Raw genomic sequence first — 16,676 nt, 5'->3', positions numbered from 1 at the left:
GCACTAATTTATTCAATGTTTATTAATAATTATAAAATACTTTCCTATAAGAGTGAGCTAGCAATTGGGTAAATTACTCTCACCAGCAACATAAATTTTATAATTATTAAAATTGTAGTACTTAAAGTTAAGGTTAAGTCAAACAGCAAACTAAAATTTTTTATTTAAAAAGAACTTGATGCCATTTAAACTATAATTATTGAGTAAGTCGCAAAACACGTAAACTAGTTAAGGAATCAAAATGACAATCGGAGAACTACTAAAAGAATTTCGTATTAGAAATTTAAAAACGCAAAAAGAGTGGACAGCTGGAATTGTTAGTCCTTCTTATTATTCAAAAGTAGAAAAAGGGATTCACCGCATTACTGCAGAAGATTTGTTGGCAATTCTAACTGCTAATCAGATTAAGCCATGGGATTTCTTTAGTAAATTAAGTCCAGATCAAGCTCAGGATAATGCGGCTAGTTTTATAGAAGATGAAGTAAACAGCGCGTATTATCAAAATGACATTCAGAAAATTAGACAAATCAGGCAGTATGTAGCAGATGGTGATTTCAAAGATCAAGAAAAAATGCTCTTGCTGATTGACTTTGAATTAGCTGATGCGGAAAATAAGGTGGCAGATTTAAGTGAAGTTAAAAAGAATAAATTAAAAAACTGGCTCTTTGATCAAAATGATTTTGACGAAAAAGCATTGCGGATCTATATTAATTTGATTCCTATTTATGATTTGAAAAGCAATTTGCTAATAGGTAAAAAGGTAGTTGAAAAATTAAAGAACGTTTCAAAGCCGCGCCAGCAAGAAGAACTATTAGGAGTGATTTGTAATCTCTTAATGATCTGCATTGAACAACAGGCTTATAATGAAGCGCGTTATTTTGTTAAAGCTGCTAAAAACGTTAAGACGAGGCCTGAACTGTTTTTCTTAAAAAATGTATTAGTATTGCTGGAAAATATGATCAGCTATCATTTTGAGCATAGGTCAGAATATTTATCTAAGTGCAAATGGGCTGTTAAAAATTTTACATTGCTGGGGATGCCGGAATATGGTGAACAAATAAAAATATTTTTTAATGAAAACCTAAATAAATAAAAAACTTGCTTATTAAAGATAAGTTAGTGGTATGATTAAGTTGTCGAGAAAACGCTTTTATAAGGGAGATGTTGATGATGAAAATAGGTTTTATTGGCACTGGCGTAATGGGCAACGCAATTTGTCTTAATTTGTTAAAGGCCGGTCATCAGTTATGGGTCTATAACCGGACAAAAAGCAAGACGGATAATTTAGTTGCTCAAGGTGCTACTTGGTGTGAAAATCCTAAAGCTGTTGTTGAACATGCAGACACGATTTTTACAATTGTAGGTTTTCCGAAAGATGTTGAACAGGTTTACTTCGGAGATAACGGCATTTTGAAGGCTGATGTCAAAGGCAAAAACCTGGTTGATATGACAACCTCAAAACCAGCTTTAGCACAAAAAATATTTGCTGCAGGTGAAAAGCAGGGCGCTAAAGTATTGGATGCTCCTGTTTCTGGTGGTGACCTGGGCGCTAAAAATGGTACTTTAACCATCATGGTTGGGGGAGATGAATCTGCTTATCAAAACTTGGAACCTGTTTTTAAGGATTTTGGAAAGCAAGTTCACTATTTTGGACCAGCTGGTGCAGGTCAGAATACCAAAATGGCAAACCAGATTATGATCGCAGGTACGATGACTGGTATGACAGAAATGCTGGTTTATGCTAAAAAGGCAGGCCTTGATTTGGAAGCGGTCCTCAAAACTGTCGGTGCGGGCAGTGCTGCTAACTGGAGTTTAAGTAATTACGGTCCGAGAGTTTTAAAAGGGGACTATACCCCAGGATTTTTCAGTAAACATTTTTTGAAAGATTTACGCATTGCTTTGGAGACGGCTAAAGAAATGAAAATTGAATTGCCTGCCACTGAAGAAGCTAAAAGATTGTATGAGACTTTGGTTGATGAAAAGCATTTAGGCGACCTGGGTACACAGGGATTGATCAAACTGTGGTGGCAGTAAAGTATTAATTTTAAATAAACTAAAAACGGAATAGTTTCTTAATTTGAAACCACTCCGCTTTTTTAATATGAGTAAGCTTATTTGATTTTACTTTTGACCTCTGGCACACCATCTAATACGTTGGCGTAGCGTGCTAAGATAAATAGATAATCTGATAGGCGATTGATATATTTTAAACAAGCAGGAGCAAGCTTTTGCTCCTCAGCGTTCAATTTTGCCATCGAACGCTCTGCTCGTCTGGCAACTGTACGTGCATAATGTAAATGAGTTGCAGTAACCAAACCGCCAGGTAGAATGAAATGGGTTGTTTTAGGAATTTGTTTATTGAGGTCATCAATTTGTTTTTCCAAATTTTCTACTTTTTCTGTCGTAATTTCTTCATGCCTTTTGACAACAATGTCACTTTCAAGTTCATATAAGTCACGTTGCAAATCTTGTAAAGGATCATGCAATTTTTGACATTTAGCAGACAAGTTGGCAATTACAACACCTAGATAAGAATCAAGTTCATCAATATCACCAACGGCAACAATTTGCAGGTCATATTTAGGAACCATTTTGCCCGTAACCTGTTTAGTGAAACCTTGATCGCCCACCTTAGTATAGATTTTAATTGTCATAAAAGCCTCCGTTTGTAATGATCAAGTGCAATGTTCAGTGGTTTGTATAAAATGGGATAAAATACTAAATCACCGACTGCATGATAAGTATCAAATACCAGACTTCCGGCCCAGTATGCTAAAAAGGCATTAAAACCACCGAAAATAGACATACCGAAGTCAACGAAGCAGCCGTATTCCCAGCCAAGAAAAGCAGCTAGAAATAGTTGCAAAGTAAAGTGCTTCTTAAGCGGCGTAAATTTACCTAACAAAGCGACGGTTAAAACGCAACCGCCATAAGCCAAAACTTGTGACACAGTCCAGATGCCAAAGCCTAAATAGATGTTGGAGACTACCATGGTCAAAAGGGCTAGGGCAAAGCCAAATCCAAAACCGATATTCAAAGTTACAATCATTAAGATATCGGTTACCGGCTGGACATTCGGCACAGGAATTATTTTAAAAATTCTCAGTGCTACACACATGGCCGTTAAAATGGCTAATAGTGCTAACTTTTTAGTTGAATTACGTACCATAGCAAACTTTAGAAGTTAGTTTTTGCTAAAGTAAATTTAACCTTGTCTTTGTTTGCCAATTTTTCAATTGCTGCGCCTTTTTGGGCGAACTTACCATTAATTCTGTAGGTCCAATAGATTTTTTTACTTGGTTTTTGGCTCTTGCCAGCAATAGAAGTAATAAAACCATTCGTACTCTTTACTTTCCAACATTTCTTTAAACCGCGCATTACTGTTGAGTGCTTAGGCAATTTAACAGTCTTCTTTTTGTAAGTCTTGTTGTGTACTTTCAGAGTATAAGTAACTTTAATCTTGCTGCTGGCATCAACCTGTTGGACGTTTTGGGTTGTTTCAAGACCTGCAAACGTAAAGGTAAAAATAGTGGCAATTCCGGTTAAAACAGATAATTTGCTTTTTTTCATATAAAAACTCCCAATCTATAAATTTTTTGTGCAAGCACTAAAATATTTCGTACTTAGTCGCTTGCACGGACTTTTTTATTTCATTTTTGCTAAAGTGAATTTTACTTTATCGTTACTTGCGACTTTTTGCTGGTTAGCACCTTTGGTAGCGTATTTTCCGTTAACGGTGTAAGTCCAGTATATTTTCTTTTTGGCATTTTGCTTTTTACCATCAATTGCAGTAATGAACCCTTTATTGCTGTCTACTTTCCAGGCCTTTTTTAGACCAGTCATAACAGTAGACTTTTTAGGAACTTTAACTGTCTTTTTTTCTGTATCTTTTTTCGTAGCTAAAACATAGCTAACAGAAATATTATTGTTTGCTTTAGGTTTTTGCTGGGTCTGATTGTTCTGACAACCGGATAAAGTAAAGGCAAAAATGGCTGCAACACTGGCAACAATTGGTAACTTGCTTTTTTTCATGATTAAAATTTCGCCTACTTAAATTATTTAAATGATTTATTTAACAGGACATGCACCGGATTCACAATCGGTTTGATCAACTAATTCCAAGTCTTTTTGATCATCATTTTGCTCAGCAAAAACTTGAGCGACATCGCCGGTAATCTGTGCTTTTCTTTCCTCGTATTTTTCTTTATCGATCGGCTCTTTTGGTGCTTGTTTGAGTGACCCGCCATAGTATGGCAACAGTGAAGTTGACTTAATTACATGACGGTATTGTTTAAAGAGTGAAGTGATCTTGTCGCCTTCGTCGCTTTGGAAAGTAACGGTACAGCTGACTGCATTATCTGACCAGTAAGTTTGCAGGAATGCTTGCGTTGCAAACTGTTCTTCAATTGAAACTGTGCCAGCTGAAGCGAAGTTTTTACTATCAGCGTGAGCAGCACGTAATGGAAATTCAACACAAGTCGTGTTTGGTGAGTATATATCTGGTTCTGAATAGTAACCGCAAGCGTCAAGTGCTTTGAGCAGCGGATCAGAAGCTTGGAATCTGATTCTTTGAATGAGGTAACCGGCATAGTGGAAGTGCATTCCCTCAGAAGCTCCAGCCAGTTTGGCAACAGTACCTGAAGGCTTAACAGTTGTGTGCTTGATTGATTCATTACAATTCAAAGTCTTACTGTATTCTTTATCAGCATCGATGACGGCTTGGTAAGCTTCAGTAACCATTTTAATTCCTTGAGGATCGTAAATTGGCTTCTTGATTTTTGCGCCAGTTTCTTCATCAATACTGTCTTCAAAGCCGGTAACAACGCGGTGACCCAAATCGTTTAACAGCCAGTCTTGGATACCTGACATGGAAACACCAATTCTCCGGTTCTTATAAATGATGTTGCGAGAAATTTCCCAGTCATAGTCACTGAAGGTTACCCGCTTAGCGAAACGAGTTGCTAATCTGAAAACGTCTTTCAGATCCCAATTTTCTTGTTCTGCAATATATGGAAATACTTCAAACAGGTTGCATGGTTCACCATTACCCAAGGAAATTTCTCCGCAAGGGTTAGTACCTTCAACGTCACCATCAATATCTTTTTGATAGCCGTCAATAATCCGGCCATAATTACGAGATAAGTCAAGGTTAACTATTCCGGGTTCACCGTTTTCTCTAATACCATTAGCTATTGGTTCGTATTCATTAAAGTTAGAGTCAATAGCTACACTGTTATTTGAGGCCCAGCGGTGGTGGTAGAGTTTATCTTTATCTTGTTTCATCGTGATAAAGTCTTGGTCAGTATTCGTACCTAAAGCGAGCTCTGCTGACCTTCTGACATTGCCGGCAACAACAGTTTTACCAATCAAATTGCAGATATCAGTACAATCAACAGAGGTTAAGTTGCTGTTAACACGGTTGTTAATGATGTTGTTAATATCAAAAAGCATTTCCACCAATGGCATTGGTCCAGAAGCAGTGCCGCCAAAACCGTGAATTTTAGCTCCGTAAGGACGAATTCTGCTGATATCGAGTACCAGTTTGGTCTTATTTTCAGAATTGGTTTGATTAAAGTGCATATCAATTAGACGAGCGTTTGCTAAAATCCAGCCCTCGCGGGTATCAGGCAAGTTGTAATAAATATAATCTGACTTATCTTCATTTTGCTTAGCCCATTCAGCTTTGTCAGTCGCACCCAACTTAACTGAATCTGCGTATGAAGCACTCTTTTTGTCAATTACGACTGCCAAGTCGATTTTATTATCAACTGCAGGAATCTTTTTAATATTGTCTTGCACAACAGAAAAGCCAACGCCGCCGCCTTTCATTAATTGGTCAAAAAGAAATGAAAAGGGCATTGAAACGGCTTCTTGTTCTTGGCCTAAATAATCTGGCACTATATGACTGTCACCATATTTTTGCGGCCGAATAGCTATGAACCAGCAATTATTCAGAGAGTCACCATTGCGCTTTTGGTAGTCTGTACCAGAAACCCACAGGTTTCTTCCAGAAGGTGTTGCACCTAAACCGTAAACCAGTTTAAATAAATCCTTAGCTTCGTTTGTTAATTCGTTGACTACTTCTGTCGAAGGAGAATCTTTGAGACGGGGATCCAAATTAATGTTGCCCTCGATTACGCGTTTAACCGTTTCGTCCCAATTTTCAGAACGATTTTTTTCAGGAAGCCATCTGGCATAGGTCCTTTTATAAGTAACCCAGCCAAGCTCTCCCCAATGGGGAGTGACATTTTGTTTCACTTGATCAATGTAACCCTGATCTAAGGTTATGCTTGTATTTTTCATGTTCAAAGTTACTCCTTAAAATTGATAAATTGTTCCACAGACACATCATCTATGGCTACAATTAGAACTATACCACAATATCTTGTATTTTCTAGAGCAAAGTTTACTCTTAAACACAAGTGAAAAGCATTAAATGATGTGCGAGTAAGTTATAGAGGGTAATAAAAAAACATATAGAATTCAGAGCAACAAAAAAGCACAATAAGTTGAATCTAGTACTTATTATGCTTGAATATATCTTTATTTTTTTAAAGTAAAACTAATGCCTAACTGCTGCGAAAAAAAGGAAGATTAAACCTAGAAAAATGATTGCAGGAATAAATAGATGAATTAAGAAAAAGAAAGCAAGAGCACAAGCTAAAAGGAAAAACAGGATTTTGACAATCCCAATTCCCATTTTGACTAAAAGCCAAATGAGAAACAAAATCAATAATAATGTAAACATGCCCAATCACCCCTTTTGCTTAAATTAAAGGATATTATATCTTAATTTGTGAAATAGCAGTAGCAATGTAAGCAAAATTTAAAAATAGTTAATTATGTCATTTATCAGTGAAATATTGTTATAATGAATCTCCACACTAATTTTAGTGAATACGCATTATATTCTTAGGAATATTTGGAGAGGAAGAAATTGCTTGCGTTATAAACAAATAATTTTTGATGTTGATGATACTTTGATTGACTTTGCTGCTACAGAAAGTTTTGCTTTGCATAGTCTCTTTAAAGCACATCATTGGCAGTTAACTGATGAGATGCAACGTGATTACCATGCATATAATCAAGGACTGTGGCGTAAGCTGGAACAAGGCAAGATCAATTATGATCAGCTCAGTGAGATGGCTTTTACTAATTTTATTAAAGAAAATTTGGGTATTGCAGTTGATGGCTTAGAAATAATGAATGAATATCGTTCGTATTTTGGCAAGGCTCATAAATTGTTGCCCGGTGTTGTGGATACTTTGCGTTATGCCCGTAAACAAAATTATTGCTTAACGGTTTTAAGCAATGGTGAGACCTTTATGCAGAGGCATCGATTGGAATTAGCGGGAATTAAGGACTATTTTTCCTTAATTGTAACATCGCAAGAAGCTGGTTTTTCTAAACCTGATACCCGGATTTTTGATTACTTTTTTGCTCACACCAATATTGGTCCTGAAGATACAGTCTTTTTTGGTGACGGACTGCAGTCAGACATATTAGGAGCAGAAAAGTATGGTTTTGACAGCATTTGGTATAACCACCGCAGTCGCAAGAATAAGATGAATCTGCATCCGCTGTATGAAGTAACTACTTATCCGCAATTTGTAACTTTACTCAAAAGCGACTTTCAAAAACAGCTGCAGTAATTACTATCTTTTTCTGTAGAAGTATAGTTCAGTTCGGTATAATATTGGTGAGAGGTGAAAAATTATGACTAGTAAAATTCAATCTTTACATGACACTTATGAATTAAATAATGGCGTCAAAATACCAGTTATCGGACTGGGAACTTGGCAAACTCCTGATGGTGAAGTTGCTCAAAAAACCGTCGAGGATGCGCTAAGTCTTGGCTATCGCTTAATCGATACGGCTGCTGCTTACGGCAATGAGGAAAGTATTGGTCGGGGCATTAAACTAAGTGGGGTCAATAGGAGTGACTTATTTGTAACGACTAAGTTATGGAATGATCATCACGGTTACCAGAAAACTAAAGCTGCAATTGATGAAAGTTTAACTAAACTGGATTTAGATTATCTTGATTTGTACTTAATCCATTGGCCTAATCCGGCTCCGGTGCGTGATCACTGGGCTGAATTGAATGCGGAAAGTTGGCAGGCAATGGAAGAGGCAGTTCAAGCGGGAAAGATTCGTGCAATTGGCGTCTCCAACTTTAGACGTAAACACTTAGATGAACTTCTGAAAACTGCTAAGATTCGTCCTGCCGTTAATCAAATTTATCTTAACCCTAGTGATATGGAAGAAGACGTGACGGCTTATAATAAAGAACTTGGTATTCTGAGCGAAGCATATTCACCACTGGGCAGAGGTGGTTTGTTTGCTAATGACACGGTAGTTTCTATTGCGCAGAATTATGATAAGAGTCCGGCACAAGTTTTATTACGCTGGTCATTGCAACATGGTTTCGTTCCACTACCAAAATCAGTTCATCGCGAACGCCTAGAAGCTAATTTGCAGGTCTTTGACTTTACTATTACTGAGGCTGATATGGCAAAACTCGATGGTTTGCATGGGGCAGCCCAAGTAGCAAATAATCCTGATCAAACAGATTTTTAAAAGGTGATTGCTGATGAAAATTGGATTTATTGGAGCTGGAAAGATTGGCTCTGCGATTATTAAGGGCTTGTTAAATGCTCAAAATCCCAGTGAGGACATTTATGTCTTTAATGGTGGACGCCATCACACTGCTCAAAAAATGGCAGCTGAACTTCACTTAAGTTTGATTAATAATTATGAGGACTTTAATGCTTGTCAAGCAGTTATAGTAGCAGTAGGTGGTTCTGCAACTGAAACAATCATCAAAAATTTAGGTCAAAAATATCACGGCATTATTCTGTCAACTGGTGGTGGCGATCTGACTCAAATTAATCAAAAGTTGCCAGCAGAAACTTCTTTTGGCAAAATTGTGCCCAATACACCGGTGCAAATCGGTGCCGGTATCACAGTCATCAGTTTTGTACCTGATGAAAAGCCGGCAGTAATCACTACTGTCAAAAACATTTTTACCCAAATGGGAACTGTTTACGTTGTACCTGAAAATTTGTTGGGCATATATGGTACTGTAGCTGGTTGCACACCTGCCTATGTTGATTTAATGGTTGAAGCTCTAAGTGATGCCGCAGTACAGAATGGAGTTAACCGAGCCGAATCATACGAAATCATTAACCAGATGCTTTTAGGCACAAGTAAGTTAGCACTCGCTAGTAAAAAATTGCCCGAGGAGCTAAAAGATGAAGTTACAACACCGGGCGGTTCGACAATTAGAGGCGTAACAAAACTTGAAGAAGAAGGGTTTAGGAACGCGCTGATTCAGGCGGTAAACGCTTCTGCTAATTAAAATAATCAATTAAAAAGACACCAGATAATTTTATCTGATGTCTTTTTTTGACAATAAAGTGTATTTAAGAAGGGAAATAAGTTAAGAGACTAAAACTCTTTGTCTAAATCAACTGGAGTATCAGCTTTTTCACCCTTAATTAGCTTCAAGTTGTTGTCGAAAGCCTTGATAACCATGTTACGTACAGCATGAGTAGTGTAAAAGGCTGTATGTGGAGTTACCAAAACATTTGGCCGTGCAATCAAGTCAGCTAAACGTTTGTCAGGAAAGTCCTTACCACTGAAGTCACTGTTGAAAATACCAACTTCATTTTCGTAAGTATCCATTACGAAGCCAAAAACTTTACCTGAGTCAAGACCGCGAACAATTGCATCCGTATCAACTAATGGTCCACGGGAAACGTTGACAATAACAACGCCATCCTTCATCTTCTTGATTGAATCATCGTTAATCATGTGAACATTTTCTGGAGTATCAGGAACGTGAAGTGAAATAACGTCAGACTTAGCGTAAAGTTCATCTAAGTCATCAACGTAGTAACCCTTCTTTTCTAATTCTGGGTTCTTGAAGATATCGTAGGCAATAACCTTAGCGCCAAAGCCTTCCATAATTCTCATGAATACTTGACCAATATGACCAGTACCTACAACACCAACAGTTTGGTCACGTACTTCGCGACCAATTGTAGGTGCCCAGCGCAGATCATGCTTAGCAACTTTTTCGTCCATAACCTTGTCTTGACGCAAAACTCTGGCAGCTTGGATAGCGGCGTGTTCAGCGATGGCATCTGGTGAATATACCGGCACATTAGTAATCTTAAAACCAAGTTCTTTAGCTTTCTTTAGGTCAATATTGTCAATACCAACGTTACGGATTGACCAGTTGTGAATACCTAATTTATCTAAAGCTTCAATAGTATCAGCCTTGTAATCTAGTTGCTGGTAAGTTACGATACCATCGGCACCTTTAGCTAATTCAGCTGTTTCAGGGGTGAGAAGTTGATCAGTAAAATCAACATCAACATCCTTGTGAGCTTCCTTCCATTCATGTACATATGGTTCTTCATCTTTACGAATGGCATAAGCATAAATTTTAGTCATAAAATCTAACCTCCAAAGATTATTATTGTTGTCTCTTGTGCTATTATACACTTGCTTAATCAGATTGAAAAATATAAAAATGTGAAAAAATTATTTTTTAAAAAATACTGCTATATCGGTAATCGCTTACATTTATGTTGCAAAAGGGATTATAGCAAAACAAAAAAATTACAAATATTTTTTGCTAAGGTAGTGAAAAATATAACAGAAAATTTAATGGCATTACGTGCAAGTTGGTAAAAAATAATACTGATAAAAATCATAGAAATTTTGAGTCCCTGTGAAAAAACTATATAATGAAAGAAATGATTAATAAGGAGAAGAAAATGATCTTAATTTCGTGGAATATTGATTCACTTAATGCAGCTTTAACAGGAACTTCCTCACGTGCCGTGGCAACACGCCAGGTTTTAGAAAAAATACATGCTCAAAATGCCGATATTGTCGCAATTCAAGAAACAAAATTGCGCTCAACTGGACCTACCAAAAAACACTTGGAAATATTAACCAAGGAATTTCCAGAATATGATATAGTATGGCGCTCATCAGAAGAACCAGCTCGTAAAGGATATGCCGGTACTATGTTTTTATACAAAAAAGAACTTAAGCCTAAAGTAACTTATCCTGTGATTGGTGCACCAGAGCCAATGGATCATGAAGGCAGAATTATTACTTTGGAGTTTCCTGAGTATTTTGTGACCCAAGTTTATACGCCAAATTCAGGTAATGGTCTAAAGCGCTTGAGTGAACGACAAGTATGGGATGAAAAATATATTGCATATTTGCAAAAGCTGGATCAGGAAAAACCGGTATTGGCTAGTGGAGATTATAATTGTGCTCATCATGAAATTGATCTAAAACATCCGGATACTAACCATCATTCTGCTGGCTTTACAGATGAAGAGCGAGCTGATTTTACTAAAATGCTTAAGGCCGGCTTCACAGATACCTTTAGAAAACTTAATGGCAACGTTGAAGGAGTTTACTCGTGGTGGGCTCAACGTGTAAGAACTGCTAAGGCTAATAATTCAGGCTGGAGAATTGATTATTGGCTGACGAGCAATAGAATTGCTGATAAGGTCAAGCGTTCTGAAATGATGGATACTGGAGAGCGTGCCGATCACTGCCCAATTTTATTGGAAATAGATTTATAAATAGTAGTAAAAAGAGATCCAAAGGGTTGGGTTTCTTTTTCTTTTGTGTAAAATAGCTTTGAGGTGATATTGAATGAATGAGCCTTTGCAGGATGCCATTCTTAACGGTTTGTATGATCCCATCTATCCAGGACATGAATTATTAGGACCAAAACTGTTGCAAAATAACAAACAGGAGAATATCTGGCTGACGCTGCGTCAAGAGCTTCTTAGCTGCCAAAGTTTTACCTGGGCAGTGGCCTTTATTACTCAGGATATGCTTGTTCCGTTTAAAGTAGTCATGGCTGATTTGGCTAAAAGAAATATTACGGGTACTTTAATTACAGGTGACTACTTAGGATTTAACAACCCTAAAGTTTTCCGTGAATTGTTAAAAATTCCCAATTTAAGCGTTAAAATCACCTCTAAAAACGGTTTTCATGCTAAAGGCTATCTTTTTGAACACGAAGATTGGCAGACTTTAGTTATCGGCAGCGCTAATTTTACCCGGGCAGCTTTGCTCAGCAACTGTGAGTGGGCTTTGAAGATTAGCTCAAAGAATAATGCTACATTAACTGTGCAGATTGCCCAGCAGTTACATGAATTAAAAAGAAACAGTATGCCCTTATCTGAAAGTTGGATAGCAGAATATGAACAAAATTGGGTAAAACCACAGTCGCAATCAGGGGCTCAGTTAAATGAAAAAGCTAAAATTGTACCTAATGAAATGCAAAAAGAAGCTTTGCATGAGTTAAAAGAACTAATTGATAGCGGGCAAAAACGCGGTCTGGTAGTTTCAGCAACAGGAACAGGCAAAACGTATTTGGGAGCATTTGCAGTCAAAGACTTTAAGCCTCATAAATTTCTTTATGTTGTCCACCGCGAGCAAATTGCCAAAAAGGCTTTAAAAAGTTTTTACCAAGTGATTGGTGGCCAGTCATCTGATTATGGGCTATTAACAGGACATAAGCATCAGATTGACTGCAAATATGTTTTTGCTACAGTGCAAACTTTAAGCCAGACAGATATACTTGACAGCTTGGAGGAAACAACTTTCGATTACATTTTGATTGATGAGGCTCATCGGGCGGCTGCACCAAGTTATCAGCGTATTTTTGCCAAGTTTAAGCCACAATTTTGGCTGGGGATGACTGCTACGCCTGAAAGAATGGATGATCAGGATGTTTACCGCTTATTTGATTATAATTTGGCCTACGAGATCCGTTTGCGTGAAGCACTGGAAGAAAAGATGCTTGCACCTTTTCATTATGTTGGCGTTGAGGACTATGAAGTAGATGGTGCAACGATTGATGAAACTACTAACTTGCGCAGACTGCTTGCACCAGAGCGTGTTGATTATGTTTTAAAACAGTTGGACTATTATGGCTACTGCGGTTCACAAGCCAAAGGGTTGGTTTTTTGCAGTCGCCAAGAAGAAGCGCGTAAATTAGCGCAGGCTTTTTCAGAACGTAAGCATCCAGCAGTCGCTTTAACTAATGAAGATAGTGAAAAAAGAAGACTGCAAGTTGTCAACCAGCTGGAACAAGGCAAAATTGATTACATTATTACCGTTGATCTTTTTAATGAAGGTATTGATATTCCAGCTTTAAATCAGATTATTATGTTGCGCAATACGCAGTCCAGCATTGTGTTTATCCAGCAGTTGGGACGCGGTTTGCGTAAATATCCTGGTAAAGATTATGTGACTGTCATTGACTTTATTGGTAACTACAAAAATAATTATTTAATTCCGATTGCTTTAAATCAAGATGATAGTCGTTCGCAAGATAAGGCTCGTGAGGAAAGCATGCTTCCCAGCTTTATTGATGTTTCAACAATTAACTTCAGTCAAATTGCTTCTGCCCAAATTTTGGCTTCACTTGATAAGATTAAATTGGACAGTATCAAAGAATTACGTGAGTCTTATCAAGAACTAGCGCAAAAAATAGGACGTCCGCCTCTGTTATTTGATTTTTACCGTTATGGTTCAACCTCACCTATGGTTTTTGCGAATAACCATAGTCTTAAACATTATGGCGACTTCTTGATTAAAATGGGTGAACCTGTGAAGTTAAGTGATTATGAAGATAGCGTTTTGTCTTTTGTTACCAAGGAATTATTAAATGGGAAAAGACCACATGAACTAATACTATTGCAGCTGCTTTTAGAAAAAGACCAGGTTAGTCAAGAAGAATTTGAGCAAGTCTTGCATGATTATGGTGCTTACGTTAATGAAAAGGTGCTGACTTCAGTAGAAGATATTCTTTCTTTGAACTTTTTTGACATCAAACAAGGCAAGACAACGAAAAAAGACCAGTATGGCGGTCAACCTCTTATAGTCAAAATTGATTTGTTTGACTATTCATTAGCACCAATATTGGCACAATCTCTTAACCAAAATGAAACTTTTAGGAAATTATTTAGAGATGTGATTAAAACGGGTTTGGCACTTAATCAAGACTATGACAATCACAAACAATTTACTCTTTACCAGCAATACGATCGTAAAGATGTTTGTCGTTTGTTAAACTGGCCTAAAGATGTTTCCGCACCTATGTACGGCTATCGTGTAGACGAAAACGAAACGCCTATTTTTATTACTTATCAAAAAGATTCGACTAAAAAGCGCAATGCTTTGTACCATAATACGCTAGAAGACGGTCGCTGTTTGCGCTGGTATACGAGATCGCCCCGTCATCTAGAATCAGATGAGGTTCAGAGACTGCTTAATACTCATCAAATGAAATTGTTGCTTTTTGTTAAGAAGAGTGATGCGATTGGCAAACAGTTTTACTATTTGGGCCAGGTAGATATCCAAAAGAATACGGTCAAAGAAGAATTGCTGGGGCCAAAGAAAAAAGCAGCGGTAGGGATGAATTTGCTGCTGGAAAAGCCATTGAGTACAAAAATGTATGAGTTATTATTTGATGAATAAGGAAAAGTTTAAGAATTGAATTTCTTAGACTTTTTGTGTTCGCTATGGCGTTTCAAGAATTAGCTATCGTAGATTTTTTGCTTAGTAAAGTAGGCAAAAAACATAAAATTTAAATAAGTGTTCATAAAAAGGAGGCAACAAAATGGCAGAACGTAATCTTAAAAATACAGATCAAAATAAAGCTATTCATGCTATTCACTAAGAGCATTAAATTAATCAAGTTGTTTTACCAATTGTGGCTCTTTATGTAGTTTTTTTAATGTGGACAGTACTAACTGATTTTAGTTTGTTTCTTAAAACTGTTACAGTTGCACTTTTTATTACACTTGTCTATTTTGTTATCTCCGATACTTTGTATTTGCGTGACAAAATGAAGAAGAAACGTAAAAGATAGTTTTTGATATTCAATGTTAAAAGTATAAAAAAGGGCTAATAAATCACATTGACAAATGCTGATTTATTAGCTCTTTTGATATATAAGTAGGAAATTACTTTAACTAATTTTTTGATAAAAATTTAGCGTTCTACAAAAGTATTAGGCTTGATACGCTTCAGGATTTCATATCCCACATCTTTTTGATCGTTTTCATTATCGTTAGTTTGATTTAAAAACATAACAATTCCGTTTTGATTATCGGCAGTTAATTGCACCCAGGTGCCAAAATGTTGTCCCTTAAAACTGCCATACGCGTTCCTAATATTATCATTATTGTATAAATACATTCCGCCTGAATAATTAACTACTTTGCTTTTTAGGTGGGTTAAATAATAGAAATCGTCTTTATTTAAGATTGAACCGTCTGTTAAGCCTACCTGAATTTTGTAATATTCTGCAGGAGTAGAAAACAAGTTACCAGCGCCAGGAATTTGTGAAACTAAGCTTTTCTTGAGATAAGTCGCTTTTTGATAATTCTTGCTTCCGTTTGAATAGTATGAAATTGGATCGGTCATTTTTTTGGGGATGTTTTGGTAAAGATAAGTGTTTTTTAAATTTAGCTTATCAATAATGCGGGTTTGCAAGTTATCTTCGTAAGACTTACCTGTAACTTGCCTAATGATACCGGTAAGTAAAATATAGTTACTATTATTGTAGTGATAATTACCTATTGTGTCAGATGCTGAGGCATTGATATTATTGACTACCCAGTTAATAGCATTGTTTTCTGAATAATTATAGCCTCTGTCTATTTCTGTTTTAGTAGCCATAATTCCTGAAGTATGGGTCAGCAGATTGCCTACGGTAATATTATCGGCATTCTTGAGGTTAGGGTACCAGCGAGATATTTTGGTGTATTGAGTAAATTCGTCTTTGGTACCCTTGGTTTCATTAATTAGTTGAACTATCATCGCACCAGTAATTACTTTTTGTAGTGAAGCGGTGGGATAAACAATTTTGCTGCTGCCGTTACCAATTCTTTTGCCATACCAGGCATAACCGTAGCTGATTGTTTGTGGAACCCCGTTTTGTACTACTGTGACTATGCCACGAACATTATGCTTTTTAAAAGTATCTCTAACAAAATTGTACATTTCAGTCTGCTTATTATTAGTGGCAGTTGCTGCACTAACCTGACTGGTTGCAGTAACTAAAGGTGAGGCAGCAATAACTAGGGAAGCCACCATTGTAATAAATTTATGCTTCAAAATAATTCTTTTCTCCTTAAAATATAGTAGTATTATAAGACTTTAAAATTAATTTGGGGAATACGAAAAGATTAAATTTAGATAACGTTTGTAATTCGCCTGAAAACACTTTGTTTTATTATGACACTGAAAAGTAGTGCTTTTAACCATTTAAAACTTCACAAAAGAATACAAAAGGTAATGCGAATGAAATATTTGGAGAAAGAGGTTTTACTTTTTCTTAAAAGTGCTAGATAGTTAAGGCTTTTTGGATTTAACAGAAAAAATGATAAAAAAGACTTGCAAAAGGCAAAAATAATTGCTAGTATTAATAACTGTCGTCGGGCAATGCGCCACAAGGCAAGAGGCCCCTAAGGCCGACAAAAAAATCGAGCAAAAGCAGTTGACAAAAACGAGCTGCTTTAGTAAGATAATAAACGCTGTCGGGGGAAGACGGCAAAAAGATCCCAGAAAAAAGTGCTTGACAAAAGGGACTGAATCTGGGAAAATAAAAAAGCTGTTTT

15 protein-coding genes are annotated in these 16,676 nt (G+C 36.8%); 8 read left to right on the top strand and 7 right to left on the bottom strand.

Features of this window, described 5'->3' with window-relative positions:
• The first annotated feature begins 241 nt into the window (after positions 1-241).
• Together LDM90_RS00075 and LDM90_RS00070 are read left to right on the top strand one after the other, a co-directional pair.
• Positions 242-1,093, top strand: a complete 852-nt coding sequence (locus tag LDM90_RS00075; RefSeq protein WP_223896115.1) for a helix-turn-helix domain-containing protein — start codon at positions 242-244, stop codon at positions 1,091-1,093.
• A gap of 77 nt (positions 1,094-1,170) precedes the next feature.
• Positions 1,171-2,034 carry an NAD(P)-dependent oxidoreductase gene (locus LDM90_RS00070; protein WP_223896313.1) on the top strand — a complete coding sequence of 288 codons (864 nt, stop codon included), beginning with the start codon at positions 1,171-1,173 and terminating at the stop codon, positions 2,032-2,034.
• 77 nt (positions 2,035-2,111) lie between these two features.
• Here the strand turns inward: LDM90_RS00070 and LDM90_RS00065 are convergent, their stop codons facing one another.
• The 5 genes from LDM90_RS00065 to nrdJ all read right to left on the bottom strand — a co-directional run bounded on the left by LDM90_RS00065 (position 2,112) and on the right by nrdJ (position 6,303).
• Positions 2,112-2,654, bottom strand: a complete 543-nt coding sequence (locus LDM90_RS00065) for a cob(I)yrinic acid a,c-diamide adenosyltransferase (RefSeq protein ID WP_223896114.1) — start codon at positions 2,652-2,654, stop codon at positions 2,112-2,114.
• Positions 2,651-3,169, bottom strand: coding sequence for an ECF transporter S component (locus tag LDM90_RS00060; protein WP_198214106.1), 519 nt, complete (start codon positions 3,167-3,169; stop codon positions 2,651-2,653). The genes LDM90_RS00065 and LDM90_RS00060 overlap by 4 nt, the downstream gene beginning before the upstream one ends.
• Positions 3,170-3,177: 8 nt before the next feature.
• On the bottom strand, positions 3,178-3,570 hold the full coding sequence (locus LDM90_RS00055) for a DUF4430 domain-containing protein (protein ID WP_223896113.1): 393 nt from the start codon (positions 3,568-3,570) through the stop codon (positions 3,178-3,180).
• A 75-nt stretch (positions 3,571-3,645) separates the two neighbouring features.
• On the bottom strand, positions 3,646-4,032 hold the full coding sequence (locus tag LDM90_RS00050) for a DUF4430 domain-containing protein (RefSeq protein WP_198214108.1): 387 nt from the start codon (positions 4,030-4,032) through the stop codon (positions 3,646-3,648).
• Between the two features lie 36 nt (positions 4,033-4,068).
• Complete coding sequence (gene nrdJ / locus LDM90_RS00045) at positions 4,069-6,303, bottom strand: ribonucleoside-triphosphate reductase, adenosylcobalamin-dependent (protein ID WP_198214110.1); 2,235 nt, start codon at positions 6,301-6,303, stop codon at positions 4,069-4,071.
• 638 nt (positions 6,304-6,941) lie between these two features.
• Here nrdJ and LDM90_RS00040 point away from each other — a divergent pair.
• From LDM90_RS00040 to proC, 3 genes are all read left to right on the top strand, one after another.
• Positions 6,942-7,652, top strand: a complete 711-nt coding sequence (locus LDM90_RS00040; RefSeq protein WP_223896112.1) for a YjjG family noncanonical pyrimidine nucleotidase — start codon at positions 6,942-6,944, stop codon at positions 7,650-7,652.
• Between the two features lie 64 nt (positions 7,653-7,716).
• Positions 7,717-8,580: an aldo/keto reductase gene (locus tag LDM90_RS00035; RefSeq protein WP_223896111.1), complete on the top strand. Its 864-nt coding sequence runs from the start codon at positions 7,717-7,719 to the stop codon at positions 8,578-8,580.
• Between the two features lie 13 nt (positions 8,581-8,593).
• Positions 8,594-9,361: a pyrroline-5-carboxylate reductase gene (gene proC, locus LDM90_RS00030; protein WP_223896110.1), complete on the top strand. Its 768-nt coding sequence runs from the start codon at positions 8,594-8,596 to the stop codon at positions 9,359-9,361.
• An 89-nt stretch (positions 9,362-9,450) separates the two neighbouring features.
• On the opposite strand, the gene LDM90_RS00025 is transcribed toward proC, so the two are convergent.
• A complete protein-coding gene (locus LDM90_RS00025) occupies positions 9,451-10,461 on the bottom strand; it encodes a D-2-hydroxyacid dehydrogenase (protein ID WP_223896109.1) in 1,011 nt (336 codons plus the stop codon).
• Positions 10,462-10,787: 326 nt separating this feature from the next.
• Between LDM90_RS00025 and LDM90_RS00020 the strand changes: the two genes are divergently transcribed.
• A complete protein-coding gene (locus LDM90_RS00020; protein ID WP_034978729.1) occupies positions 10,788-11,615 on the top strand; it encodes an exodeoxyribonuclease III in 828 nt (275 codons plus the stop codon).
• Positions 11,616-11,688: 73 nt separating this feature from the next.
• Complete coding sequence (locus LDM90_RS00015; protein ID WP_223896108.1) at positions 11,689-14,529, top strand: DEAD/DEAH box helicase; 2,841 nt, start codon at positions 11,689-11,691, stop codon at positions 14,527-14,529.
• A 516-nt stretch (positions 14,530-15,045) separates the two neighbouring features.
• Here LDM90_RS00015 and LDM90_RS00010 read toward each other — a convergent pair.
• Positions 15,046-16,152, bottom strand: a complete 1,107-nt coding sequence (locus tag LDM90_RS00010) for a serine hydrolase domain-containing protein (RefSeq protein WP_223896312.1) — start codon at positions 16,150-16,152, stop codon at positions 15,046-15,048.
• A 319-nt stretch (positions 16,153-16,471) separates the two neighbouring features.
• On the opposite strand from LDM90_RS00010, the gene LDM90_RS00005 reads away from it, so the two are divergent.
• Positions 16,472-16,676 (top strand): hypothetical protein (locus LDM90_RS00005; protein ID WP_223898611.1); only part of this gene is annotated, 205 nt, incomplete at its 3' end.

This window comes from Lactobacillus huangpiensis, from assembly GCF_019972815.1.
Classification (GTDB): domain Bacteria; phylum Bacillota; class Bacilli; order Lactobacillales; family Lactobacillaceae; genus Lactobacillus; species Lactobacillus huangpiensis.
The sequence above is the reverse complement of the archived record's forward strand: the minus strand, read 5'-3'. Positions and strand labels throughout refer to the sequence as shown.